At 73.1% G+C, this 22,763-nt stretch carries 22 protein-coding genes; 10 read left to right on the top strand and 12 right to left on the bottom strand.

All coding sequences use genetic code 11. The features are described 5' to 3' along the window. Window positions 1–12: 12 nt before the first annotated feature. Both ACIQGQ_RS12855 and ACIQGQ_RS12850 read right to left on the bottom strand, forming a co-directional pair. On the bottom strand, window positions 13–231 hold the full coding sequence (locus ACIQGQ_RS12855) for a ferredoxin (RefSeq protein WP_402394307.1): 219 nt from the start codon (window positions 229–231) through the stop codon (window positions 13–15). A 5-nt stretch (window positions 232–236) separates the two neighbouring features. Next, on the bottom strand, window positions 237–1,427 hold the full coding sequence (locus ACIQGQ_RS12850; protein ID WP_402394305.1) for a cytochrome P450: 1,191 nt from the start codon (window positions 1,425–1,427) through the stop codon (window positions 237–239). A gap of 111 nt (window positions 1,428–1,538) precedes the next feature. On the opposite strand from ACIQGQ_RS12850, the gene ACIQGQ_RS12845 reads away from it, so the two are divergent. After that, window positions 1,539–2,159 (top strand): TetR/AcrR family transcriptional regulator, encoded by a 621-nt coding sequence (locus ACIQGQ_RS12845; RefSeq protein WP_402394303.1) that lies wholly within the window; start codon window positions 1,539–1,541, stop codon window positions 2,157–2,159. Between the two features lie 77 nt (window positions 2,160–2,236). Here ACIQGQ_RS12845 and ACIQGQ_RS12840 read toward each other — a convergent pair whose 3' ends face one another. Beyond that, the gene (locus ACIQGQ_RS12840) at window positions 2,237–3,862 is read right to left on the bottom strand and encodes an adenosine deaminase (RefSeq protein ID WP_402394301.1); all 1,626 of its coding nucleotides are present in this window, start codon (window positions 3,860–3,862) and stop codon (window positions 2,237–2,239) included. Window positions 3,863–4,246: 384 nt separating this feature from the next. Here ACIQGQ_RS12840 and ACIQGQ_RS12835 point away from each other — a divergent pair, with 384 nt between their 5' ends. Next, window positions 4,247–4,495, top strand: coding sequence for a hypothetical protein (locus ACIQGQ_RS12835; RefSeq protein WP_366298367.1), 249 nt, complete (start codon window positions 4,247–4,249; stop codon window positions 4,493–4,495). After that, window positions 4,485–4,718 (top strand): hypothetical protein, encoded by a 234-nt coding sequence (locus ACIQGQ_RS12830; RefSeq protein WP_402394299.1) that lies wholly within the window; start codon window positions 4,485–4,487, stop codon window positions 4,716–4,718. The genes ACIQGQ_RS12835 and ACIQGQ_RS12830 overlap by 11 nt, the downstream gene beginning before the upstream one ends. A gap of 155 nt (window positions 4,719–4,873) precedes the next feature. Here ACIQGQ_RS12830 and ACIQGQ_RS12825 read toward each other — a convergent pair whose 3' ends face one another. The 3 genes from ACIQGQ_RS12825 to ACIQGQ_RS12815 form a co-directional block, all read right to left on the bottom strand. Then, window positions 4,874–6,472 carry a PTS transporter subunit EIIC gene (locus tag ACIQGQ_RS12825; RefSeq protein ID WP_402394296.1) on the bottom strand — a complete coding sequence of 533 codons (1,599 nt, stop codon included), beginning with the start codon at window positions 6,470–6,472 and terminating at the stop codon, window positions 4,874–4,876. A 99-nt stretch (window positions 6,473–6,571) separates the two neighbouring features. After that, window positions 6,572–7,549, bottom strand: a complete 978-nt coding sequence (murQ, locus tag ACIQGQ_RS12820; RefSeq protein ID WP_402394293.1) for an N-acetylmuramic acid 6-phosphate etherase — start codon at window positions 7,547–7,549, stop codon at window positions 6,572–6,574. 150 nt (window positions 7,550–7,699) lie between these two features. Further along, complete coding sequence (locus ACIQGQ_RS12815) at window positions 7,700–8,617, bottom strand: MurR/RpiR family transcriptional regulator (RefSeq protein ID WP_366298363.1); 918 nt, start codon at window positions 8,615–8,617, stop codon at window positions 7,700–7,702. A gap of 177 nt (window positions 8,618–8,794) precedes the next feature. On the opposite strand from ACIQGQ_RS12815, the gene ACIQGQ_RS12810 reads away from it, so the two are divergent. Both ACIQGQ_RS12810 and ACIQGQ_RS12805 read left to right on the top strand, forming a co-directional pair. Then, window positions 8,795–9,163, top strand: coding sequence for a hypothetical protein (locus tag ACIQGQ_RS12810; RefSeq protein ID WP_402394290.1), 369 nt, complete (start codon window positions 8,795–8,797; stop codon window positions 9,161–9,163). Next, window positions 9,160–9,435, top strand: a complete 276-nt coding sequence (locus ACIQGQ_RS12805; protein ID WP_402394287.1) for a DUF4031 domain-containing protein — start codon at window positions 9,160–9,162, stop codon at window positions 9,433–9,435. Before ACIQGQ_RS12810 ends, ACIQGQ_RS12805 begins: the two co-directional genes overlap by 4 nt. 51 nt (window positions 9,436–9,486) lie before the next feature. Here ACIQGQ_RS12805 and ACIQGQ_RS12800 read toward each other — a convergent pair whose 3' ends face one another. From ACIQGQ_RS12800 to ACIQGQ_RS12785, 4 genes are all read right to left on the bottom strand, one after another. Then, window positions 9,487–10,707, bottom strand: coding sequence for a Cmx/CmrA family chloramphenicol efflux MFS transporter (locus ACIQGQ_RS12800; protein ID WP_402394824.1), 1,221 nt, complete (start codon window positions 10,705–10,707; stop codon window positions 9,487–9,489). A gap of 152 nt (window positions 10,708–10,859) precedes the next feature. Continuing rightward, complete coding sequence (locus ACIQGQ_RS12795; RefSeq protein WP_402394285.1) at window positions 10,860–11,540, bottom strand: hypothetical protein; 681 nt, start codon at window positions 11,538–11,540, stop codon at window positions 10,860–10,862. A 28-nt stretch (window positions 11,541–11,568) separates the two neighbouring features. Then, the gene (locus ACIQGQ_RS12790; protein ID WP_402394821.1) at window positions 11,569–12,528 is read right to left on the bottom strand and encodes an endonuclease/exonuclease/phosphatase family protein; all 960 of its coding nucleotides are present in this window, start codon (window positions 12,526–12,528) and stop codon (window positions 11,569–11,571) included. Between the two features lie 230 nt (window positions 12,529–12,758). Then, entirely contained in the window at window positions 12,759–13,397 is a 639-nt protein-coding gene (locus tag ACIQGQ_RS12785; protein WP_402394283.1) for a M15 family metallopeptidase, read from the bottom strand. A gap of 195 nt (window positions 13,398–13,592) precedes the next feature. Between ACIQGQ_RS12785 and ACIQGQ_RS12780 the strand changes: the two genes are divergently transcribed. Together ACIQGQ_RS12780 and ACIQGQ_RS12775 are read left to right on the top strand one after the other, a co-directional pair. Continuing rightward, window positions 13,593–14,270, top strand: a complete 678-nt coding sequence (locus ACIQGQ_RS12780) for a response regulator transcription factor (protein ID WP_402394281.1) — start codon at window positions 13,593–13,595, stop codon at window positions 14,268–14,270. A 50-nt stretch (window positions 14,271–14,320) separates the two neighbouring features. After that, window positions 14,321–15,475, top strand: coding sequence for a sensor histidine kinase (locus tag ACIQGQ_RS12775; RefSeq protein ID WP_402394279.1), 1,155 nt, complete (start codon window positions 14,321–14,323; stop codon window positions 15,473–15,475). Between the two features lie 15 nt (window positions 15,476–15,490). On the opposite strand, the gene ACIQGQ_RS12770 is transcribed toward ACIQGQ_RS12775, so the two are convergent. Then, the gene (locus ACIQGQ_RS12770; protein ID WP_402394277.1) at window positions 15,491–17,785 is read right to left on the bottom strand and encodes a heavy metal translocating P-type ATPase; all 2,295 of its coding nucleotides are present in this window, start codon (window positions 17,783–17,785) and stop codon (window positions 15,491–15,493) included. Window positions 17,786–18,034: 249 nt separating this feature from the next. On the opposite strand from ACIQGQ_RS12770, the gene ACIQGQ_RS12765 reads away from it, so the two are divergent. Further along, entirely contained in the window at window positions 18,035–18,724 is a 690-nt protein-coding gene (locus ACIQGQ_RS12765; protein ID WP_402394274.1) for a copper homeostasis protein CutC, read from the top strand. Between the two features lie 99 nt (window positions 18,725–18,823). On the opposite strand, the gene ACIQGQ_RS12760 is transcribed toward ACIQGQ_RS12765, so the two are convergent. After that, window positions 18,824–20,914, bottom strand: coding sequence for a HelD family protein (locus tag ACIQGQ_RS12760; RefSeq protein WP_402394272.1), 2,091 nt, complete (start codon window positions 20,912–20,914; stop codon window positions 18,824–18,826). Window positions 20,915–21,389: 475 nt separating this feature from the next. Here ACIQGQ_RS12760 and ACIQGQ_RS12755 point away from each other — a divergent pair, with 475 nt between their 5' ends. Both ACIQGQ_RS12755 and ACIQGQ_RS12750 read left to right on the top strand, forming a co-directional pair. After that, a complete protein-coding gene (locus ACIQGQ_RS12755) occupies window positions 21,390–22,349 on the top strand; it encodes a pyridoxal-phosphate dependent enzyme (RefSeq protein WP_402394819.1) in 960 nt (319 codons plus the stop codon). A gap of 189 nt (window positions 22,350–22,538) precedes the next feature. Continuing rightward, window positions 22,539–22,757, top strand: coding sequence for a hypothetical protein (locus ACIQGQ_RS12750; protein WP_366292705.1), 219 nt, complete (start codon window positions 22,539–22,541; stop codon window positions 22,755–22,757). Window positions 22,758–22,763: the final 6 nt, after the last annotated feature.

Raw genomic sequence — 22,763 nt, 5'->3', positions numbered from 1 at the left:
GGGCGGGATGCTCTAGTCGCGGTGCGGGCCGATGACGGTGGTTCCGTCGTGCACCGTGATGGCCAGGGCGGGGCAGATGTCGGAGGCGTCCAGCACCCGTTCGTCCGGCTCGATCTCGCCGGTCCGCGCGCGGGCGCGCTCGCCGTCGAGTTCGAACACCTCGGGGACCGTGCCGGCGCACATGCCGGAGCCCTGGCAGAGCTGGGGATCGACGCGTACGTTCCAGGTCATGGCGGTCACCATTCCACCGGCATGACGCGTGGGCCGCGCACCAGCATCTCGGACTTCCAGGTGACGTCGGCCGCCAGGCGCAGTCCGGGGAAGCGGGTGATGAGGGCGGACAGCGCTTCCTGGAGCTCGAGCCGGGCCAGCGGGGCGCCCAGGCAGTGGTGGACGCCGTGGCCGAACCCGAGGTGCTGGTTGCCCTCGCGGGCGATGTCGAGGACGCCCGGGGCGGAGAACCGGAGGGCGTCGCGGTTGGCGGCGCCGACAGCGACCAGGACCGGACTGCCCGCGCGGACGAGCGTGCCACCGACCTCGATGTCCTCGGTGGCGTACCGGGCCTGCCCGGCTCCGCTACCCAGGGGGACGAAGCGGAGCAGTTCCTCCACCGCGTTCGGGACGAGCGAGGGCTCGGCCCTGAGGCGGGTGAGCTGGTCGGGGTGGTCCAGGAGGGTGAGGACGAAGTTGGGGATCTGGGACGCGGTGGTCTCGTGCCCGGCGACCAGGATGCCCACGCACAGATCGACGAGTTCGAGTTCGGAGAGCCGGTCGCCGCCGTCGCGGGCCTCGATGAGCGCCGTCATCAGGTCGTCCTGCGGGGCCTGGCGGTGCTGCTCGATCAACCCGGCCATGTAGGACCGCAGTTCCTCGCGGCTCGCCTCGAACTCCTCGGCCGTGAGGGAGCTGGTCGACAGCGCGTCGTCGCTCCACTTGCGGAAGAGCGGCCGGTCCTCGGTGGGCACGCCCAGCATGCGGCAGATCACGGCGACCGGCAGCGGCAGGGCGAAGAGGTCGACCAGGTCGGCGGGGGCCCCGGTGGCTTCCATCGCGTCCAGGAGTTCGCCGGTCAGCTCGCGGACCTGGGGGCGCAGCTTCTCGACCTGGCGGACGGTGAACGCCTTGGCGACGAGGGAGCGCAGCCGGGTGTGGTCGGGCGGGTCCATCCCGAGGATGCCGCCGTCCCGCTTTCCTTCGGACTGCCGGGGCTCGTCGTGCGAGGCGGCGGCGGCCCGGCTGAAGCGCTGGTCGCCGAGGACCAGCCGGGCGTCGGCGTAGCGGGTGACGAGCCAGGCCGGCTCGCCGTAGGGCATCTGGACCCTTAACAGGCCGGGCTGTTCGCGTACGCGTTCGTAGGCGTCCGCGAGCTGGAGCCCGTCGGGGGTGTTGAAGGGGTAGTCGAGGGGTGAGATGTCAGCGGTGGTCACTGCGTCCTCCCGGATGTAAGCAGCTGCTTACAACGGTAGGAGCCTCTGTCTCCGGCGGTCAACGACGCTTTACGGCCGTTATCCTGACGGGCCGTTCGAGAGGAGACCGCCATGGAACCCGGTTCCGTTCCGCCGCCCGAAGAGCGCCGCAGGGACGCGGCGGCCACTCGTCGGAGGCTGCTGGAGGCGGCCCGTGACCTGTTCGCGGAGCGGGGCTACGAGGGGGCGACGGTCCGGAGCATCGCGGCACGGGCCGGGGTCAACCAGGCATTGCTGTTCCGCTATTTCGGCTCGAAACGAGGTTTGCTCACGGAGGTCATGGCGCAGGGCGGTCTGGAGCAGGTGCGGGCGACGCCGCCGGAGGAGCTGTTCGAGGCCGCTCTGCGCTCGATGCTGACCCGCAGTGCGGAGGGGGCGGAGGACCGCTCGCTGGAGGTCTATCTGCGTTCGACGGGGCGCGGTGGTGAGTCGACCGGGACGCTGCGGGAGCTGGGGGAGGAGTACCAGAAGGCGCTGGCCGGGCTCTCCGATGCCCCCGACGCGGTGCTGCGGGCGGATCTCGCGATGGCCTGGCTGCTGGGCATCGGACTGATGCGGACGGTGGTCGCGCGCGAGCCGCTGGCCGGTGCGGAGCCGGACGAGGTCTGCCGTCTGGTGCTCGGCACGCTGGGCCACCTCTGGGCGGCGCAACCAGGTGATGCGGATGGGGCGGAGGAGGCGCCGGGTACGTAGCGGTGTGCCGGGTGGATGTGACATGACCGGGCCCGGAACGGGAAGTCCCGGGCCCGGAGCGAACGAGCGGCCGCCGGTCAGGCGTTGTTGCGCTCGAAGACGGCGAAGGCCGCCTCCTGACGCCACTCGGTCGCCGCCTTCGGGTTGGCGGCGAGGTAGCGGGCGCAGCGCGGGCCCGGGCGGTCGCTGCCCAGCCGGTCGGCCAGGCAGGCGGCGACCGGACGGTAGGCGGACGGGGCGGTGTTCCGGGCCCACAGGCTGCGGCCCTCGCGGAAGGCGTACTCCAGGGAGGCGCGGGCCAGGTCCTTCAGCTCGACGTAGCCGAGGTCGTAGGTCCTGGAGGCGTACTGGTACTCGTGGCTGATGTCGATCCGGGAGACGCCCGGGTCGTCGGTGGCCAGCACGATCGGGACGCCGTAGCGGCGGTACGCGTTGAACGGGTGGTCGTTGCCGGCGATGCCGAGGATCTGCTTGTTGCTGGAGAACGGCACCTCGACGGCAACGTTGCGCCGGGCCATCGTCCGGGCCAGCTGCCGCCAGTCGTCCTCGTGGACCAGGTCCACGCCGTGGCCGACGCGCTCGGTGCCCGCGACGAGTACGGCCTCGCGGATGTGGAAGGTCAGGTCCTCGGGCTTGACCAGGCCGGGGGCCAGCTCACCGGCGTGCAGGGTGAGGTGGGAGCCCGGGTACTGGCCGCGCAGGTACTTCAGCATCCGCATCTGGAGGCTGTAGTCGGCCAGCGCGGTCGCGCCGTCCTCGGGCTGTACGAGGTTGACCGCGACGAACCTCGGGTCGCGCTCGGCCAGCCGCATGCCGACCGCCATCTGCGTGAACACCCGGACCGGGGAACTGCCCCGGGACACCTGGGAGATCCAGCGGACCGGGAGCCGGCAGCCCGGGTCGGGGCGCGCGGTGTCGCAGTGCGCGGTCGCCCGGAACTGCACGTCGGTGTCGTCGGCCTCCTTGACGGCCTCGTCCACCACCCGGTCGAGCTGTCCGCCGGCCAGCAGCTTGCGGTGCAGGGCGGCGAGGTCGGAGTCGTATCCGACCTTGTCGGCGAGCGCCCTGCTGCTGTCCGACGCGGGGGTGACCAGGGTCTCCAGATAGAACTGGTTCTGCTCGGCCACGGTGTTGGCCACGTTGGCGAGCATCTTGCCCCTGGTGTACCAGGTGGCCATGGAGAACTTGCCGAACGTGTCGAAGAAGTGGTCGTGCCCGAGCTCGTTGGGCGGGAAGTCCTGCATCGACCAGGCCCGGACGATCTGCCGGCGGAACGCGGCGTCGTGCTGGGCGTCGGCCGCGGGGCGGGTGCCCGGACCGCACGGCGGCGCCACGGCCGTCATCGTCGCGTCGATGCAGAGCCCGTCCTCGGCCGCGAGCTTGATCAGGTATTCGGTGGTGACCGCACCCGAGAGGTGGTTGTGGAGGTCGCCGCCCTTGGGCAGTGCCTTGAAGAAGGCCTTCAGCCGCGCAGGGTTGTTCCGCAGCGACGAGAGGTGCGCGGAGGTCCTGGCCTCGGCGGGGGTGACGGCGCGGGGCAGGACGCGGGCGGTGGAGTGGGCGGCCGGGGCCTGCGCGGGGGCGGCGGCCGCCGCCGGGATCGCCGGGAGCAGGGTCAGTACGGCGAGCGCGCCGAGTCCGGCCGTACGCAGCGACGTGGGGCGGGGACGGGGACGGTGTGCCGTCCGGAGTGTTGAGATCACCGCCGCATGATTGCGTCCGGAGGGGGTATTCATCGTCCAAACCACATGTATGGCCTGAAACCTCCACCCAATCGAGGGATTTCGGTCTTTGTTCCCCGTTCTCCGGGCAGGCGGTGGTGACGCCGCTCAATGAGCGGGCGGGCGTGGTTTATCGGAGGGTGGTGAGGGGCTCTGTGGATGTCCGGGGGTACTACGGGGAGTGTCGGGCGGCGTGTCCGCGTCTGTTGGGTGCGCCGCAATCCGGAGGAGTGAATCGCTTGGGCGCAGCATGACAACTCCCTGTGACAGATGTGCGGTTGCGGGTTCTGCGCCTCTTCCGGGCGTGCGGCGCGTTGGACACGCTGGGTGTGCATTTTCGTTACTCAGCGTGGAAAGGAATGGCTCATGACGATCAAGGAACGGCGCGGGGCGGCGGAGGGCAGAGTGCGGGCTGCGGAGGACGCGGTGACGCGGTTGAAGGAGGGGTTCTCGAACGTCGGGATCACTCTGCCGTCGCTGCGGATCGACCCGGTGTCGTGCGCGGCGGACGACTCGGCGGCGCCGCTGGTGGACCTGGGGCGGTGCAACCTCGATACGGCGTTGCGGCTGAGCACGGTGCTGGAGGCGCAGAGGTCGGCCGGTCATGCGGAGTGAGGACCGCGAGCCGGGGGCGCCCGAGCCGGGATCGTTCGCGGTGGACATCCGGGACGGCCGGGTGGGGCGCGTGATGGGGACGATCGGTTCGTACGTGCAGTTGCGGGCGCCCGGCGGCGGGCCGGAATGGGAGTGTCCGCCGGAGTCGGTGCGCCCGGCACCGTTGCGGGAGGTTCTGCGGGCCAGGGTCCGGGAGGTCAACCGGGAGGGGAGGCTGCCATGAGGGTGCCGGGTCCGCCGCGTTGACCACGGGGGCGTGGGGCGTCGACGGGAACGGGAGCGGCGACGAGGCGTACCAGCGCCGTTGCGCCGTTCCCGTCGACGCCCCCCGCCCGCCCGTGATCGGGTGGCCCAGCAGTTCGTGGGAGGGGGCGCGGGTCAGACTCCGGCGGGTTCCTTCGTCGGGGAGTCGGGGCCGTTGCTCCCGGGGCCCGTGCTCGTACCCGTGACCGGGTTCGGGGACGCGGCGGGAGCCGGTTCCTGGGCGACGTCGAACTCCGCCAGCAGGTCCTTGCCGAAGCCGAAGAAGTATGTGGCGAGGAAGCCGGTGAGGTAGCCGACCAGCAGGCCGCCCGCGTAGATCGCGGCGGTGGTGCCCAGGCTGTGGTTGCCGTCGAGGAGCGGGAAGAGCGCCCAGCCGGACGGGCCGATGGCCGTGGAGCCGACCTTGTCGCCGAGCTGGTTGAACAGGCCGACGAAGCCGCCGCCGAACGCGCCGCCCACGCATGCCGTGATGAACGGGCGGCCGAGCGGGAGGCTGACGCCGTAGATCAGCGGTTCGCCGACGCCGAGCAGACCGGCCGGCAGCGCGGACTTGATGGTGCGGCGGATCGACCCGTTGCGGGGGAGGCGGAAGTAGACCGCGACGGCCGCGCCGACCTGGCCGGCGCCCGCCATCGCGAGGATCGGGAGCAGCACGGTGTAGCCCTGCTGCTCGATGAGGGTGGTGTGGATCGGGATCAGCGCCTGGTGCAGGCCCAGCATCACCAGGGGCAGGAAGAGGCCGCCGAGGACGAATCCCGCGCCCGCGCCGCCGTTGGAGAGCAGCCAGTCGGCGAAGGTGCCGATGGCGGTGGAGACCTCACCGGCCAGGTACATCAGGCCGAAGATCGTCACCAGGCCGGAGACCAGGACCGTCAGGGTCGGGGTGACCAGGACGTCCAGCGCCTCCGGGACCCGGCGGCGGCACCACTTCTCCACGTACACCGCGAGCACCGCGGCGCCGAGCGCGCCCAGGACGCCGCCCTGCCCCGGGGAGAGCTTCTGGCCGAACGCCTCGATGTTCGCGACGCCGGGGAAGACGATGATCGCGGCGACCGCGCCGCCCAGGATCGGCGTTCCGCCGAACTCCTTCGCCGTGTTGAAGCCGACGAACACGGCGATCAGCGCCATGAAACCGGACGCCATCGCGGCCAGCGCGGGGGTGACGGAGGGCAGCCAGCCCAGGTTCACCAGCAGGCCGTTGAGGCCGGCGATGATGCCGCAGCCGATGAGCGCGGGGATCAGCGGGACGAAGATGTTGGCGATCCGGCGCAGGAACAGCTTGAACGGGGTGGCGTTCTTCGCCTTCCGCGCCGCCTTCATCGCGGCTCCCTGCGCGGCCAGCCCGGCCGCGGAGGCGTCGGGTCCGGAGGGGGCCGACGCGGGGTCGGTGGTTCCGGCGGCGGCTCCGGGGGCGCTTTCCGGAGGGTGGTGTGCGCCGGGCTCCGCCGCCCGAGCCTTCTCGATCATTCGTTCGAATTCCGGGGTGACGCGGGCGACGGTCCCCGGGCCGAGGACGATCTGGTACGTATCGTCCTCGACCACGCCCATGACGGCGGGGACCGCCTTCAGGGCTTCGTCGTCGACGAGCGAGCGGTCGCGCAGACCCAGCCGGAGCCGGGTCATGCAGTGGGCGACGGAGTCGACGTTCGCGGCGCCGCCGACGAGCGGGAGGATCGCGGCGGCGGTGGCGCGGTTCTTGTCTTCTGGTGCCATGGTGCTGGGGGCCTTGCTGTGCGGGGGGTGCGGGTGGTGCAGGCAGTGCGGGGGTGCGGGTGGTACGAGGGGGGAAGTGGTGCGGATGGGGTGGTCGGGTCAGTTGGTTCCGGTCGTGCCGGTCGTGCCGGTCGTGGCGGCGAGGGCGGCGCGGAGGTGGCCGTCGGAGGCGGCCAACAGCGTGGCGGCGGTCTCCCCGTCGACCTGGCCGAGGATGGTGAGGATGGCGTTCTTCACCTCGCCGTCGGTCGCGGCGAGGGCGGCCTCGATCTCGGCGTCGGAGGCCCCGGTGGCGAGCGAGACGATCCGGCGGGAGCGGGCGCGCAGCTTCTCGTTGGAGGCGCGGACGTCGACCATCAGGTTCCCGTACGTCTTGCCGAGCCGGATCATCGTGATCGTCGAGATCATGTTGAGGACGAGCTTCTGGGCCGTGCCCGCCTTGAGCCGGGTGGAGCCGGTGAGCAGCTCCGGGCCCACGACGACCTCGATGCCGTGCTCCGCCGCGGCGCCCAGCGCGGAGTCCGCGTTGCAGGACAGGCCGATCGTCAGGGCGCCCCTGGCGCGGGCGTGCTCGACGGCGCCGATCGCGTACGGCGTGCGGCCGGAGGCGGAGATGCCGACCACGGTGTCGTCGGCGGTGAGGTTCAGCGCGTCCAGGTCGGCGGCGGCCAGCTCCTTGCTGTCCTCGGCGCCCTCGACGGCCTTGACCATGGCGCCGGGGCCGCCCGCGATCAGCCCGATGACCTCGGACGGGTCGGTGTTGAAGGTGGGCGGGCACTCGCTGGCGTCGAGCACGCCGAGCCGGCCGGCGGTGCCCGCGCCCGCGTAGATCAGCCGGCCGCCGCGGGCCATGCGCGCCGCGGTGCCGTCGATGGCGGCGGCTATCTCGGGGAGCCGGGCGGCGACGGCGGTCGGTACGGACTGGTCCTCGCCGTTCATGATGCGGGCGATGTCGAGCGTGCCGAGGCGGTCGATCTCGGCGAGCTCCGGCCGGAACGCCTCGGTGGTGAGCGTCGCCAGCTCGGCGCGCAGCTCGCCGTATCCGCCGGCGGCGTCGGGGGAAGTGGTGGAGGTCATGGGGGGCGGCTCAGCTTTCTCGGTCTTCGTCTCGGTCGGTTGCGTGCGGTTCGGGTACGTGCGGTTCGGGTGCGCGCGGGTCGGACGCGCGTGGTGCGGTTCTGGTCCGTACGGCTCTGCGGGCGCCCCGGCCCGTCGGGGCGGGCCCGGTCAGCGGGGGCGCGGGGTGTGGCGGTGGGCGAGTGCTTCGTAGGAGGCGGCGAGGGCCGGGGCGGCCGTCTCGTAGGTGCGCTGCGCGACACCTATGAACAGGCAGTCGACCACGAGCAGCTGGCTCGTGCGGCTCGACATGGCCGCGGGGCGCAGCTCGCTCTCCCGGGCGGTGGACGTGGTCAGTACGTGGTCGGCGTACTGCGTGACCGGGCCGTCGGGGCGGCCGGTGATCGCGACGGTCGTCGCACCCCGGTCGAAGGCGACCCGCAGCGGCTCGATCACGTCGCCCGTGGAGCCGGAGTGCGTGATCGCTATCGCCACGTCGCCCGAGCGCAGCTGGACGGCATTGGTCACCGCGAGGTGCGGGTCCGTGTGCGCGTGGGCGATCAGGCCGATCCGGGCGAGCTTCTGCGCCAGGTCCTGGCCGACGAGCGAGGAGGCGCCGACCCCGTAGATGTCGATGCGGCGGGCGGTGGCGGCGGCGGCCACGGCGGCGCCGAGCTGCACCGTGTCGAGCCCGGCGGCCGTGTCGGCGAGGGTCTGCTGCTCGTCGTAGGCCAGCTTGGCGACCACGTCCGCGATCGGGTCGTCGACCGCTATGTCGGCGGTGACGGAGGGGGCCCGGCCGGACTGCTGGTGCGCGGCGAGCCCGGCGAGGGCCAGGCGCAGATCGCGGTAGCCGGGGTAGCCGAGGAGGCGGGCGGTGCGGACCACGGTGGCCTCGCTGGTGCCGGTGAGCTCGGCGAGACCGGTGACCGTGAGGGCGGCGCAGCCGGCCGGATCCCCGGCTACGGCCTCGGCGACGCGCTGCATCGAACGGGTCATGGACGGCGCGAGCGTACGTACCTTGGCCGCGAGGGCCGCCGGGGCGGGCGGGGATTCGGCGCTGAAACTTTCCTTCAGGTCATGGGTCACATTTGAAAGATATTTTCAACCGGGTTGGCCGTCAACCCCCCTTTGGTCCCCGTTCCTTCGGCTGGTCGCCGGTCTGTCTGCTTCCGGCCGTTCGGGGCGGACCGTTCCCGGCCGTCCGGCCGTGCGGAGGGGCGGTGCCCGGCGGTCCGGGCCGTTCGGGCGGGAGACAATGGGGCCATGGAGATGAATCCCTTGGAACAGGCCCTGCACACGGCCCGTGCGCTGGTCATGGCCGATCTCGCCGCCGGGGGCGTCGCCGAGGCCGGGATCGTCTCGCTGGTCGAGGACGCGGTGACGCACCGCCGCTGGTGGGTCGAGCAGTGGCCCGATGGCGTCGAGTTCGTGGTCGGGCTGGTCGCCCAGGACGTGCAGGACGCCCTGCTCGAACGGTACGGGCGCTGGCCGCTCTGCCCGGTCTGCGACGCGGGCGACCCGCACGCCCTCGACGTCGAACCCGAGCTGGGGCCGGACCCGCACTGGGTGTGCGCCAAGGCCGCGGTGGCGGTGGCGCCGGTCGGTTCGCTGGCCGGGATACCGCGCCGGTGACCCTGTACATCGACCCGCCGCAGTGGCCGGGGCACGGCCGGCTCTGGTCGCACCTGGTCAGCGACGTGTCCTTCGAGGAGCTGCACGCCTTCGCGGCGTCCATCGGCTGCCCGCCCCGGGCCTTCGACCGGGACCACTACGACGTACCGGAGTCCCACTACGAGGAAGCGGTACGGGCCGGGGCCCGGCAGATCGGCTCGAAGGAGCTGGTCCGCCGGATCACGGAGGCGGGGCTGCGCCGCCCCAAACGACGACCGGCCCCCGGCGCCTGACGGCGGAGTCCGGGGACCGGCGTACGCGCGGTACGCGCGAGGAGCGCGGGATCAGGGGCGTACCTCCGCGGCCGCCTCCACCGGCTCCGACACCGCGGCCGGCGCTCCCGTCACCCGGCGCGAGCGGCCGCCGCCCTGGAGCCGCAGCGCGATCACCACGGCCACCAGCGCCACCACCGTCATCGCCGCCCCCGCCCACGCCGTCGACGTGAAGCCGAAGTCGGCGTCGATCACCGCACCGCCCAGCCAGGGGCCGCCCGTGTTGCCCAGGTTGAACGCGGCGGTCGTCGTCGCCCCCGCCAGCGTCGGGGCGGCGCCCGCGACGTTGAACATCCGGGCGTTCAGCGCCGGGGCCGTGTAGAACGCCGAGACCCCCAGCAGGAATGCGAGCCCGACCGCCGCGACCGGGCTCGACGCGAACAGCGCCAGCGCGACCAGGAAGACCGTCGAGGCCGCGATCCCGCTCATCAGCACCCCGAAGAGGTGCGCGTCCGCGACCCGGCCGCCGATCGTCGTACCGATCAGCGCGCCGACCCCGAAGAGCGCGAGCACGGTCGGCACCCAGCCCGAGTCCAGCCCGGCGACATCCGTCAGCAGCGGGGCCAGATAGCTGAACGCGCAGAAGACACCGCCCGCGGCGAGCGCCGTGATCACGATCGCCAGCCACACCTGCCGGTCCCGGTAGATGGCCATCTCCCGCTTCAGCCGGGGCTTCTGCTCCGGCAGCGGGATCCGCGGGATCAGCGTCGCCACCCCGACCAGTGCCACGGCGGAGGCCGCGCCGACCGCCCAGAACGCCGACCGCCAGCCGAGGTTCTCCCCGAGGAACGCGCCCAGCGGCACACCGAGCACATTGGCGATCGACAGACCGCCGATCATCACGGCCATCGCGCGGGCCCGCGCGTTCACCGGCACCATCGCGATGGCGACCGCCGCCCCCACCGCCCAGAACCCGGCACAGGCGAACGCGCTCACCACCCGGGACGCGAACAGCACCTCGTACGTCGGGGCCAGCGCGCCCGCGACCTGGCCGAGCCCGAAGACGGTGATCAGGGTGATCAGAGTGGTGCGGCGGGGCAGCCGGAGCGTGGCGACGGCGAGCAGCGGGGCACCGATCACCATGCCGATCGCGAAGGCGGATATGAGGAGTCCGGCGCGCGGGATGGACACGTTCATGTCGTCGGCGATGGGCGGCAGCAGACCGGAGAGCATGAACTCGCTGGTCCCCAGGGCGAAGACCGAGAGTCCCAGGATGTAGACGGCCAGGGGCATGCGGGAGCGTCGAGCGGCAGAGTCGGGCATGCCAGCAGACAACCGCCCCCGGCGCCGTCAGATTCCCGGCGCTTGTCGGATTTACGTAGTTGTCATCTTCCGGTCGCCCGGTCGCCCGGTCGCCCGCCCTGCGGTCGGCAGGGGCGACGGGCTCAGCCGTTCAGCAGCTCCAGCTCGGTCAGCAGGTTCCGCCGCGCCCGGGGCTCCCAGTGCTCCGCCCCGTACGGGGTACGGAACAGCCTCGGCAGCCCGAGCAGTTGGCGGAGCACCGCCGCCCGCCCCTCCCGGAACGCCTCGTCGGGCACGAACCCGTACTCCTCGCGCACCCGGGCCGCGTACGCCGCGTACTCCTCCGGGCCCGCCGCGAGCACCGCCAGGTCCGCGTCGCAGAGCACCTCGCCGTCGGCGTCGCCGTCCGCCGGGTCGTGGGTGACGGTCAGCCGGACGAGACGGGCGACCTCGGCCGTGACCCCGTCCGGCACCCCGGCCTCCGGGAGCGCGCGCTCGGCCAGCGCTGCGCTGCGCTCCTCGTTCTCGGACCGGTCGGGCCGGTACACCGCGTCGTGGAACCAGGCGGCGAGCCGCACCGTGTCCGCGTCGGCCGCGTACGGGGCGAGGGTGTCGATGTGGCCGAGCACGGCGGCCAGGTGCGCGGTGGTGTGGTACTTCCGCTGCGGCTCGGCCCAGCGGGCCAGCAGGTTGTCGGCGTACGGCGCCGGGTCGGGGCCGGGGGCGCCGCCCCGCGCACCGACGAGCGCCGTCCGCCAGCGCTCACGGAGGGAGTCGTCGCGCCCCGCGCCGGGGGCACCGTTCGCACGGGAGCTGTCGGTCATGGCACCGACCCTAAGGGCTCGCCCCGTGCTACGTCTTGAGCGAGGCGGCGACGGGACGGTGGTCGCTGCCGGTGGCGGGGAGGGTCCAGGCGTCGGTGGGGACGACGCCCCGGACGAGGATGTGGTCGACCCGGGCGATCGGGAAGGCCGCGGGCCAGCTGAAGCCGAAACCGCTGCCCGCCTCGTCCTCGACCGAGGCCAGCCGGGACATCAACGGGGCGAGGCGGCGGTCGGTGGTGGCGCCGTTGAGGTCGCCCAGCAGGAGGACCTTCTTCCGCCGCTCGTGGTCGAGCACGAGGTCGAGGGCGGCGAGGGCCGCGTCGCGCCGCCCGGTCGTGAAGCCGGCGGCGCCGACGCGTACCGAGGGCAGGTGGACCACGTAGACGGCGAGCGGGCCGGTCGGCGCCTGGACCCGGGCGCGCAGGGAGCGGCTCCAGCCGGGGTCGATGGTGATACGGCGGGTTTCGGCGAGGGGGTAGCGGCTCCACAGGGCGACGGTGCCGATGTGTACGGAGTGCGGGAGCCGACGGTCCAGTACCGCGCGGTAGGCGGGCAGGGCGTCGTCGGTGATCTCTTCCAGGGCGACCAGGTCGGGGTCGGCGGCCAGCAGCGCACGGGCGGTCGCGGTGGGGTCGGGGTTGGTGGCGCCGACGTTGTGGGTGACCACGGTCAGATCCGGCTTCGTGCCGCTCCCTCCGCCGAGGAGCAGGGGCCCGAACACCCCGACCCACACGGCCCCGAGCAGAAGGGCGGCGACGACGGCCGGTACCGACCTGCGGAGCAGGGCGGTCAGGAGCAGCGCCGGTACGACCAGGCCGGTCCAGGGCAGCAGGGTTTCGAGCAGGCTGCCGAGGTGGCCCGGCCGGTTGGGCACGAGCGGGTGGCCGACCATCAGGAGCGCCGCCCCCGCCGCGACGGCGCTCGCGGTCCGGCCCGTACGGAGCACCGGGCCGTACCGGCGCGGCGGGGCGGGCGGGGGATCGGCCATCGGTCCGGGGCGATCGGTGGGGCCGGAGGGATCAGCGAGGTCGGAGGGGTCGGTGGGACCGGAGAGACCAGAGGGGTCTGAGAATCCGCCTCCGATGTACACATCCGGATAGGGGTCCTCGCGCAGATCGGCCATGACATGTCCTTCGGAAGCTCGGAAGCAGGGAGGGGCGCGGCAAGGGCCCAGGGCTGGGAACGCGCGTCGCCGACCGGTGCCGGTCGCGGCGCCGGTCAGCCGGCGGCGTCGGTCCGCGGTGTCGGGCAGTGGCCGCCGGGGCTGGTCAGCAGCTCGAAATGCCACATCTCGTTGTTGTAGACCTGGCACAGGCCGTAGTCGGCGCCGTTGCGGATGAGCCAGTCGTCGGCGTCGGTGGGGCCGATGTCGACGGCCTTCCCGGACACGTGGGCCGACTTCTCCGGGGTGTTCACGAACTGCCGCGCCTTCTTCGCGCTCCCGTACCTCTGGACGGCCTCGTCCAGCAGGCGCTGCTGGTGTTCCTTGCTGCGCCACCCCGAGGTGATCCGGAATTCGATGCCGTCCTCGCGGGCGTCCCGGGCCGCCTTCCGCACGGCCTCCAGCAGGTCCTCGTCCAGCCGGTCGATGGCCGGGGACCGGGTGTCGAAGGGGGTGAGGTCGCGTTCCCGCGGGGTGTCGCCGCCGTCGGTGCTCTCCGGTGCGACCCCCGCCGCCGTGCTGCCCGGCCCAGGGTCCGCCGTCGCGACGGCCCGTGCGGCCGGTTCGCTCCGGGCCGTGGTGCCGCATGCCGCCGCGAGCGCCAGCACGGCGACCGCGCACACCCCTGCCGCCGCCCGGACGGGGAAGCGGCGCGCCGCCGTGGCGGAAGGGTTCGCTGCCGGGTCGTCGTGCATGGTGGCCTCCGGGAAACTCGGTCGGGGCGGGCGGCGGGTGCCGCGGGCCGATGCACCGAGTGAAGAGCGGACCGTGTTGTGGGGCCGTCTCGATTTCCCCATACGTTTTCGATAGGTCCGGAGCGCTACGTTTTCGATGGGCCCGGCATGGTTCAGGCGAGAGGTCCGGGTGCGAAGCAGAGCAGGAGAGGCCGTATGCGGGTGCTGATTGTCGAGGACGAGCTGTATCTCGCCGAGGCGGTGCAGGCGGGTCTGAGGCTCGAAGCCATCGCCTCCGACATTGCCGGGGACGGCGACGCCGCCCTGGAGCGCCTGGAAGTGAACGAGTACGACGTCGTCGTGCTCGACCGCGACATCCCGGGTACGCACGGGGACGACGTGTGCCGGGCCATCGTGGAACGGCGCCTGGGCTGCCGGGTGCTCATGCTGACCGCGGCGGGTCTCCTCGACCAGAAGGTCACCGGTTTCGAGATCGGTGCCGACGACTACCTGACGAAGCCCTTCGACCTGAAGGAGCTGGTCGTACGGCTGCGCTCACTGGCCCGCCGGCCCAAGGACAGCACGCCCCCGGTCGTCGAGTGCGCCGGAATCCGGCTGGACCCGTTCCGGCGCGAGGTCTTCCGCGACGGGCGGTACGTGGCGCTCACCCGGAAGCAGTTCGCCGTCCTGGAGGTCCTCATGACCGCGCGCGGCGGCGTCGTCAGCGCGGAGACGCTGCTGGAGCGGGCCTGGGACGAGAACGCCGACCCGTTCACCAACGCCGTCCGCATCACCATCTCCACCCTCCGCAAACGGCTCGGCGAACCCTCCGCCATCCAGACCGTGCCGGGCGTCGGCTACCGCATCGACGGGCCGACCGGGTCCGCGGGGTGAACCGCCGCACGGCACCCGGCCGGGAACCCCGGGACACGGAGCGGGGCGCGGTGCGGACCGCGCGGCCGCGGCGGCTGACCGCCCGGATGAAACTCACCCTGACCTACGCCCTGTTCGTCCTCGGCTCGGGGGCGCTCAGCCTGATCGTGGTCTACCTGGCCATGCGCTTCCTGCCCAACTACCCGCTGACCGCGGTGAACCCGCAGGCCGCGGCCCTGGCGGCCCGGCCGGACATCCTTCAGGCCCTGTTCGCGGCCGCCGGCGTCACCCTGCTGCTCCTGGCCCTGCTCGGGCTCGGTGGCGGCTGGATCATCGCGGGCCGCGTCCTGCGCCCCCTCCAGGAGATCACCCGGGCGGCCGGGCGGGCCGCCGACGGCTCCCTGGACCACCGCATCGGACTCACCGGCCCGCGCGACGAGTTCACCGAACTCTCCGACACCTTCGACGACATGCTCGCCCGCCTCCAGCGGTCCTTCGAGGCCCAGCAGCGTTTCGCCGCCAACGCCTCGCACGAGCTGCGCACCCCGCTCGCCGTCAGCCGCACCATGCTCGACGTGGCCGCGGCCGACCCCGAGGGCCAGGACTACCGGCAGCTCGTCTCCCGGCTCAGCGAGACCAACCGGCGCGGCATCGAGATCACCGACGCCCTGCTGGAACTCTCCGCGCTCGACCACAACCCGCCCGTCACCCGGCGCCTGGACCTCGCCGACACCGCCCGGGGAGCCGTCGACGCCGTCCGCGAGGAGGCGGGGGCGCGGGGTGTCACCCTGACCACCGACATCCGCCCGGCCCCGGCCACCGGCAACGACGTCCTGCTGCGTCAGCTCGTCGTGAACCTGCTCCACAACGCCGTACGGCACAACCTGCCCACGGACGGAACGCTCACCCTGACCACCGGCCCCGACCCGGCGCGTCCCGGCCACGCGCTCCTGACCGTCGCCAACGCCGGACCGCTGGTGGCCGGCACCGTCGACCGGCTCACCGAACCGTTCCTGCGGGGTGGGGGGCGGGTGGTCGGGCCGGAACCGGGGCGGCGCGGTCACGGCCTCGGACTGGCGATCGTCGCCAGCATCGTCCGCGCCCACCACGCGGACCTGGCGCTGGCCCCCAACCCCGGGGGAGGACTCACCGTCCGGGTGTCGCTGCCGGGCCCGCCGCCCGACGACGAGGGCCCGTCCGGTCGTGCTCGGCCGGACGGGCCCTGAGGTGTGCCGAGGCTGTCAGCCCTTCCGGGCCGCCGCCTTGAACCCCCGCAGCCGCAGCGAGTTGCCGACCACGAATACCGAGGAGAACGCCATCGCGGCGCCCGCGATCATCGGGTTGAGCAGCCCGGCCGCCGCGAGCGGCAGCGCGGCCACGTTGTAGGCGAAGGCCCAGAACAGGTTGGTGCGGATGGTGCCGAGCGTCCGGCGCGACAGCCGGATGGCGTCGGCGGCGGACCGCAGGTCGCCGCGGACCAGCGTCAGGTCGCCCGCCTCGATCGCGGCGTCCGTACCCGTCCCCATCGCGAGGCCCAGATCGGCCTGGGCGAGGGCGGCGGCGTCGTTGACCCCGTCCCCGACCATGGCGACCGAACGGCCCTCGGCCTGGAGCTTCTTGACGACGTCGACCTTGTCCTCCGGCATGACCTCCGCGTACACCTTCTCGATCCCGACCTCGGCCGCGACCGACTCGGCCACCGCCCGGTTGTCACCGGTCAGCAGGATCGGGGTGAGCCCCAGGCCCCGCAGCCGCTCGATGGCCTCGGCGCTGGTGTCCTTCACCGCGTCGGCGACTTCCAGGACGGCTCGTGCCTCGCCGTCCCAGGCGACCGCGATGGCGGTCCGGCCGGCGGCCTCGGCGGCCGCCTTGAGCCGGGCCAGCTCCACCGGGAGGTGGATCTCCCACTGGGCGAGGAGTTGTTCCCGGCCGACGAGGACGGCGTGGCCGTCGACGATGCCCTGGACGCCGAGTCCGGGGACGTTGGCGAAGTCCTCGGGGGTGGGGAGGGGGGTGCCGGTGCGGTCGGTGGCTCCGGTGGCGACGGCCTGGGCGATGGGGTGCTCCGAGGAGTGCTCCAGGGCTCCGGCGAGGCGGAGGGCCTCGTTCTCGGTGGTGGTGCCGGTGGTGTGGACGTCGAGGAGGGTCATGCGGCCGGTGGTGACGGTGCCGGTCTTGTCGAGGACGATGGTGTCGACGCGGCGGGTGGTCTCCAGGACTTCGGGTCCCTTGATGAGGATGCCGAGCTGGGCGCCGCGTCCGGTGCCGACCATGAGGGCGGTCGGGGTGGCGAGGCCCAGGGCGCAGGGGCAGGCGATGATCAGCACGGCCACGGCGGCCGTGAACGCGGCCGTCAGGCCCGCGCCGTTGCCCAGCCAGAAGCCGAGCGTGCCGAGCGCCAGCGCGATCACGACGGGGACGAAGACGGCGGAGATCCGGTCCGCGAGGCGCTGGGCCGCCGCCTTGCCGTTCTGGGCGTCCTCGACGAGCTTGGCCATCCGGGCGAGCTGCGTGTCGGCGCCGACCCGGGTCGCCTCGACGACGAGCCGGCCGCCCGCGTTGAGCGTGGCCCCGGTGACCGGGTCGCCGACACCGACCTCCACGGGTACGGACTCGCCGGTCAGCATGGAGGCGTCGACGGCCGAGGCGCCCTCGACGACGGTGCCGTCGGTGGCGATCTTCTCGCCGGGGCGGACCAGGAAGCGGTCGCCGACCTGGAGTTCGGCCGTCGGCACGGTCACCTCGCGGCCGCCGCGGATCACGGTGACCTCCTTGGCGCCGAGTTCGAGCAGCGCCTTGAGGGCCGCGCCGGCCTTCCGCTTGGAGCGGGCCTCGAAGTAGCGCCCGGCCAGGATGAACGCGGTGACCCCGGCGGCGGCCTCCAGGTAGATGTTCCCGGAGCCGTCGGTCCGGCCGATCGTCAGCTCGAACGGGTGCGTCATGCCGACCATGCCCGCCGTACCGAAGAACAGCGCCCACAGCGACCACAGGAACGCGGCCGACGTACCGACCGAGATCAGCGTGTCCATCGTGGCCGCGCCGTGCCGGGCATTGGTGAACGCGGCCTTGTGGAACGGCCAGGCGGCGTACGTGACGACCGGGGCGGTCAACGTCAGGGAGAGCCACTGCCAGTAGTCGAACTGGAGCGCCGGGATCATCGACATTGCGATCACCGGCACCGCGAGCGCGACGGCGGTCAGCAGCCGCTGGCGCAGCGGCCGCAGCTCGTCCGCCCCCTCGGTGCCGCCCTCGGCCGGGTCCGCCGCCGCGGTGGAGGCCGGGGGAGCGGGCTCGTGCGCGGTGTAGCCGGTCTTCTCGACGGTGGCGATGAGGTCCTCTACGGAGACGTCCTCGCCCCGGTAGCTGACCTTGGCCTTCTCGGTGGCGTAGTTGACGGTGGCGGTGACGCCGTCCATCCGGTTGAGCTTCTTCTCGATCCGGGCCGCGCAGGAGGCGCAGGTCATGCCGCCGATCGCGAGCTCGACCTCTGCGGCGGTGCCGGTGTCGGTGCCTGGTGTGGCGATGTGCGCGGACACGTTGTCCTCCCTGACCGTGACGTTGATACCCCCAGGGGGTATCCCCTGCTGACTCATGTATACCCCCCTCCCCTATAAAGCGCAAGGGTGGATATGCCGTGCGAGCCCGGAACGTGTGCGTTCGGTCACCGGATGTGCGGTCGACCTCACGTATCTTCACCTGGCATTGAGGCTGCGCCCCCGGTGTACCGGCCCGTAGGGTGGACATTGGACTAGACCTATTGCTGTCTCCTGGAGGATTGGGATCCCATGAGCAACCGTGCAGTCCTGGAGGTGATCGCTCTCGACGCGGAGGACGCGGTCGCGGCCCAGGCGGGTGGTGCGGACCGGCTTGAGCTGGTCACCGACATGGCGGCGGACGGCCTGACCCCGTCCTGTGCGACCTTCGCGGAGATCCGGGCAGCGGTGGACATCCCGCTGCGGGTGATGCTCAGGGTGGCGGACGGCTTCGCGGCCGGTGACATCGAGGTCCTCGTGGCCAAGGCGCACGAGCTGCGCGCGGCGGGCGCCGAGGAGTTCGTCTTCGGCTTCCTCGACGACCGGGGGCGCCCGGACCTGGTCGCCGTCGAGCGGCTCATCGCCGAGCTGGACGGCTGCCCCTGGACCTTCCACCGGGCGATCGACCGGGCCGCCGACCGGGACGCGCTGCGCAAGCGCCTCGCGGACATGCCCGGCCTGGACACGTACCTCACCGCCGGCTCGGCGAGGGGCGTCGACGAGGGCATCCCGACCCTGCTGGCCGAGGCGGCCCGCAAGGGGCAGCCCGGCTACGAGCCGCAGATCCTGGTGGGCGGCGGCCTGCGCCTGGAGCACCTGCCCGAGCTGCTGGCGGCCGGGATCGACGCCGTGCACATCGGCGGCGCCGCCCGCCCGCTCGGCTGGTCCGGCCCGGTGGACGCGGCAGCCGTACGCGAGTGGCGCACGGTGCTCGACGCGTAACGGGAACACGTGCGGGGGCGGGGGCCCGGCCTCCCCGCCCCCGCACGCTCAGAGCCTGTCGGGCGACCTCTGACCGGTCGAAGGTCACCCGAGGGGCTCTCAGCCGGCCGCGGGCGCCGACAGCTCCCCGGGCAGGTCCGCCGCGTGCACCACGGTCAGCCCCGACACCGCACGGGTCAGCGCCACGTACAGCCGGCGCAGCCCCGTCCGGGTGTCCGCCTCGCCGTCCACCACCGCGGCCGGCTCGTCCAGCACCACGTAGTCGTACTCCAGGCCCTTCGCCAGCGACGCGGGCACCAGCGTCAGCCGGGACGCGGCGGTCGTCTCCTCGCCCGGGGAGAGGTACGCGTGCCCCGCCGCCTCCAGTGCCCGCGCCAGCGCCGGAATCCGGGCGTCCGCCGCGATCAGGCCGATCGACCCCTCCTGGGCCAGCGACTCCTCGCACGCCGCGACCACCGCCGCGTCCAGCCCGTCCGCACCGTCCACCGCCCGCACCTCCAGCGAACCGGGCGACTCACGCACCGACTCCACCGCCGCCAGCCCGGGCGAGATCACCGGCAGCAGCCGGGAGGCGTACGCGATCACCTCGCGCGGCACACGGAACCCCGCCGTCAGCTCCTCCACCACCGCGTCCGACTTCCCCAGATGGTGCAGCGCCTGCGCCCAGCTCGCCGTCGACCACGGCGTCGTGCCCTGCGCCAGATCGCCCAGCACCGTCGCCGAACCGGTCGTGCAGCGCCGGCCCACCGCCCGGTACTGCATCGGCGACAGGTCCTGCGCCTCGTCGAGCACCACATGCCCCAGCGAGTGCGTCCGGGCCACCAGGTCGTTCGCCTCGTCGATCAGCACCGCGTCCGCCGCCGACCACTTCGCCGACTTCACGCTCCGCGCGGGCTTCGTCCACAGGATCGCCTTCTGCTCGTCCGCGTCGAGCAGCCCCTCGGCGTGCGTGGCCAGGAACTCCGCGTCGCCGAGCAGCCGCAGCACCAGCTTCGCCGGGTCCACGGCGGGCCAGACCGCCTTCACCGCGGCCTTCACCGCGGCGTTGCGGGCCACCGCGTTCTGCACCCGGTCGTCGGGGGCCTCGCCCGCCTCCTCCATCCGGACCAGCACGGCGTGCGCGATCCGCTGCGGCAGCGCCTCGTGGGCCGCCCCGTACCGCATGTCCCGGGCCAGCAGCTCCTCGACCATCTCGGCGACCTCGTACGCGGGCACCCGCCAGCGCCGCGAACCGCGCACCACCACGACCGGCTCCTCGGGCGGCGTCACATGCGAACGGATCGCCCGCCGCAGCACCTCCGCCATCCGGGCGTCGCCCTTGACGACCGCCGCCCCGGCCGAGTCCGTACCCCGCACCTCGATACCGGCGGGCACCACCAAGTCGTCCACCGTCGACTGCTCCACCGCCAGCTCGCCGAGGGCGGGCAGCACCTGCTCGATGTACTGGAGGAAGGACCGGTTCGGCCCGATCACCAGCGTCCCGGTACGGGCCAGGCGCTCCCGGTGCGCGTACAGCAGGTACGCCACCCGGTGCAGGCCCACGGCCGTCTTCCCGGTGCCCGGACCGCCCTGCACGCACACCGTCCCGCCGAGCCCGCTGCGGACGATCTCGTCCTGCTCGGGCTGGATCGTCGCGACGATGTCCCGCATCGGGCCCACGCGCGGACGCTCGATCTCCGCCTGGAGCAGGCGGCTGGTCTGCTCGGCCTCGGCCGGGTCGGTCAGGTGCTCGTCCTCGTACGCCGTCAGCTCGCCGCCGGTGTAGCCGAAGCGGCGGCGCTGCCCGACGTCCTGCGGGTCCTTCCGGGACGCCCGGTAGAAGGGCTGCGAGACGGGGGCGCGCCAGTCGATGACCATCGGGTCGCCGCCCGCGTCGTGGACATGGCGGCGGCCGATGTAGAACTGCTCGCCCTCCGCGCCTTCCGCCCGTTCTCCGCCGACCCGGTGCAGGTAGTCGAGCCGCCCGAAGAAGAGCGGGGTGTGGGCGAGGTCGGCGAGGGACTTGATCCGCTCGTCGATCTGGGCCTGGAGGACGGCCGCGTTGACCCAGTTCGCGGTCACGTCGCGGATGTCGAGGGCCTGGGCGTCCTCACGCATGGCGCGCAGCGCGGCGCGGGACGCGGTGAGATGGGCGCGCTCGCGGGCCAGCGGATCGGTGGTGCTGTCGTTCTCGAGTTCGTGCGCGGGCACGGTGTCGCCTCCGGCTTTTCAACGCAGGACGGCGGACCGTGCCGACCCGCTCACTGCGCGGGCCGTACGGTCCGCTGAGGGATCGATCACGGGTACGCGCGACGGGCGCGCGTCGGGGTGTCGACCGGTTTCCGTCCGGTCGGCGGCGCTCCCCCGGCTGCCGGCACGGACCCTCGCGGGCCGCCGGTACCACGGTGCGGGAGGCGGGCAGACCGGCGATTGTATCGACCGGTCCGGGCCGAGGCCAACGAATTCCGACCGGAGCCGCCACCGTCCCCCGCGGGCGCCCCGTCGGAGGCCGGCGCCCGGTCCCGAGGCCCGTGCCGACCGGGGCACGGACGGCGTAGGGTGATCGAACTGCCGCCCGGACGATCCCACCCGTGCGGGAGCGGCGCCGCGTGGCCGCCGCCCCGTGCCGTGGACGACACGGATCCCCGGCTGTCGCGGCTCGGATCGTGTGACGGAGGCGAATGTGCTGGTTACTGTCGCGGACGTGGAAGCCGCAGCCGAGCGGATCTCCGGGCATGTCGTACGGACCCCCACGGTGCCGAGCCCCGGTCTGTCCGCGTTCCTGGGCGCGGACGTCACCGTGAAACTGGAACTCCTCCAGCGCACCGGCTCGTTCAAGGCGCGTGGCGCGACGGCGAAGCTGCTCGCGCTCGGTGGGGCCGAACGCGCCGCCGGTGTCGTGGCGGTCAGCGGTGGCAACCACGGCATCGCGACCGCGGTCATGGCCGGAGCACTGGGCATCGAGGCGACCGTCGTCATGCCGCGGTCCGCTCCGGGCCGCGCCGTGGCCGTCGCGGAGGCCGCCGGGGCGAGCGTCGTCCTCGCCGACACCATGGACGAGGCGTTCGCCCTCCTGGACGATTTCCGGGCCAAGGGACTCACCGCGGTCCACCCCTTCGACGACCCCGTCGTCGTCGCCGCCCAGGGCACGGTCGGCCTGGAATTCGCGGAGGACGCCGGGGAACTCACCGACGTACTCGTCAGCATCGGCGGCGGGGGACTGATCTCCGGGGTCGCCGCCGCGCTGCACGCGCGCCGCCCCGGGGTACGGATCTGGGGCGTGGAGACCGAGGGCGCGCGAGCGATGTCGCAGGCCCTGGCATCCGGCGGGCCGGTGCCGGTCGAACTGTCCTCGATCGTTTCGACACTGAGCGCCCCCAGTGCCTCACAGCTCACCTACGAGCACGTCTCGGCGCTGGTCACGGACGTGCTCACGGTGACGGACGCCGAGGCCGTGCAGGGCACCCTCGACCTGGCCGACCACGCGAAGGTCTGGGGCGAGCCCGCCGCCGGATGCCTGCTGCCCGCGGCACGCCGGGTCCTGGAGCGCGTCGGTGAGGACGCCCGGCTCGGCCTGGTGGTGTGCGGAGGCAACGCGACGACCGCCGATGTGACCGGCTGGGCCGGGCGCTTCGGGCTGCGCTGAACACCACCCCCGGCACGCCGCTCCGTCGTCGCCGGAGTGCCGTGCCGGGGGCGCGTACCCCCCCTACGCTCCTACGTCCCGTAGGGGACGGGGTGGAGACGGGTGCAACCAGGGGCCTACCAGGGGCGCCGCCGAATTCCACCCCCGGACCGATACCCCCGCCGGTCCGGGCGCAGGACCATGGAACACATGAGCACCGTCATCCTGAACCCCCGCAGGACCGGCCCCGCGCACGGCGCGACCGCGGCCACCGGTCACCCCCGTACCCACCGCGTCGGCGACGCGGTACGCGCCGTCAAGGTCTTCGTCCGCGCCGCCTTCGACGTGGTCGTGCTCGGGGAGTACGCCGACGAGACGGACCCCCGGCACCACGGCAGAGAGACCGGCCGCCACCACCACGCCCGCTGAGCCGAG

Origin of the sequence: Streptomyces sp. NPDC092952, from assembly GCF_044754785.1 — a bacterium.
GTDB lineage: Bacteria > Actinomycetota > Actinomycetes > Streptomycetales > Streptomycetaceae > Streptomyces.
The sequence above is the reverse complement of the archived record's forward strand: the minus strand, read 5'-3'. Positions and strand labels throughout refer to the sequence as shown.

Coding starts and splice junctions, on each gene's coding strand:
- ACIQGQ_RS12855 (WP_402394307.1), bottom strand. CDS start 231: ATGACCTGGAACGTACGCGTCGATCCCCAGCTCTGCCAGGGCTCCGGC.
- ACIQGQ_RS12845 (WP_402394303.1), top strand. CDS start 1,539: ATGGAACCCGGTTCCGTTCCGCCGCCCGAAGAGCGCCGCAGGGACGCG.
- ACIQGQ_RS12835 (WP_366298367.1), top strand. CDS start 4,247: ATGACGATCAAGGAACGGCGCGGGGCGGCGGAGGGCAGAGTGCGGGCT.
- ACIQGQ_RS12830 (WP_402394299.1), top strand. CDS start 4,485: ATGCGGAGTGAGGACCGCGAGCCGGGGGCGCCCGAGCCGGGATCGTTC.
- ACIQGQ_RS12825 (WP_402394296.1), bottom strand. CDS start 6,472: ATGGCACCAGAAGACAAGAACCGCGCCACCGCCGCCGCGATCCTCCCG.
- murQ (WP_402394293.1), bottom strand. CDS start 7,549: ATGACCTCCACCACTTCCCCCGACGCCGCCGGCGGATACGGCGAGCTG.
- ACIQGQ_RS12810 (WP_402394290.1), top strand. CDS start 8,795: ATGGAGATGAATCCCTTGGAACAGGCCCTGCACACGGCCCGTGCGCTG.
- ACIQGQ_RS12800 (WP_402394824.1), bottom strand. CDS start 10,707: ATGCCCCTGGCCGTCTACATCCTGGGACTCTCGGTCTTCGCCCTGGGG.
- ACIQGQ_RS12795 (WP_402394285.1), bottom strand. CDS start 11,540: ATGACCGACAGCTCCCGTGCGAACGGTGCCCCCGGCGCGGGGCGCGAC.
- ACIQGQ_RS12790 (WP_402394821.1), bottom strand. CDS start 12,528: ATGGCCGATCCCCCGCCCGCCCCGCCGCGCCGGTACGGCCCGGTGCTC.
- ACIQGQ_RS12785 (WP_402394283.1), bottom strand. CDS start 13,397: ATGCACGACGACCCGGCAGCGAACCCTTCCGCCACGGCGGCGCGCCGC.
- ACIQGQ_RS12780 (WP_402394281.1), top strand. CDS start 13,593: ATGCGGGTGCTGATTGTCGAGGACGAGCTGTATCTCGCCGAGGCGGTG.
- ACIQGQ_RS12765 (WP_402394274.1), top strand. CDS start 18,035: ATGAGCAACCGTGCAGTCCTGGAGGTGATCGCTCTCGACGCGGAGGAC.
- ACIQGQ_RS12750 (WP_366292705.1), top strand. CDS start 22,539: ATGAGCACCGTCATCCTGAACCCCCGCAGGACCGGCCCCGCGCACGGC.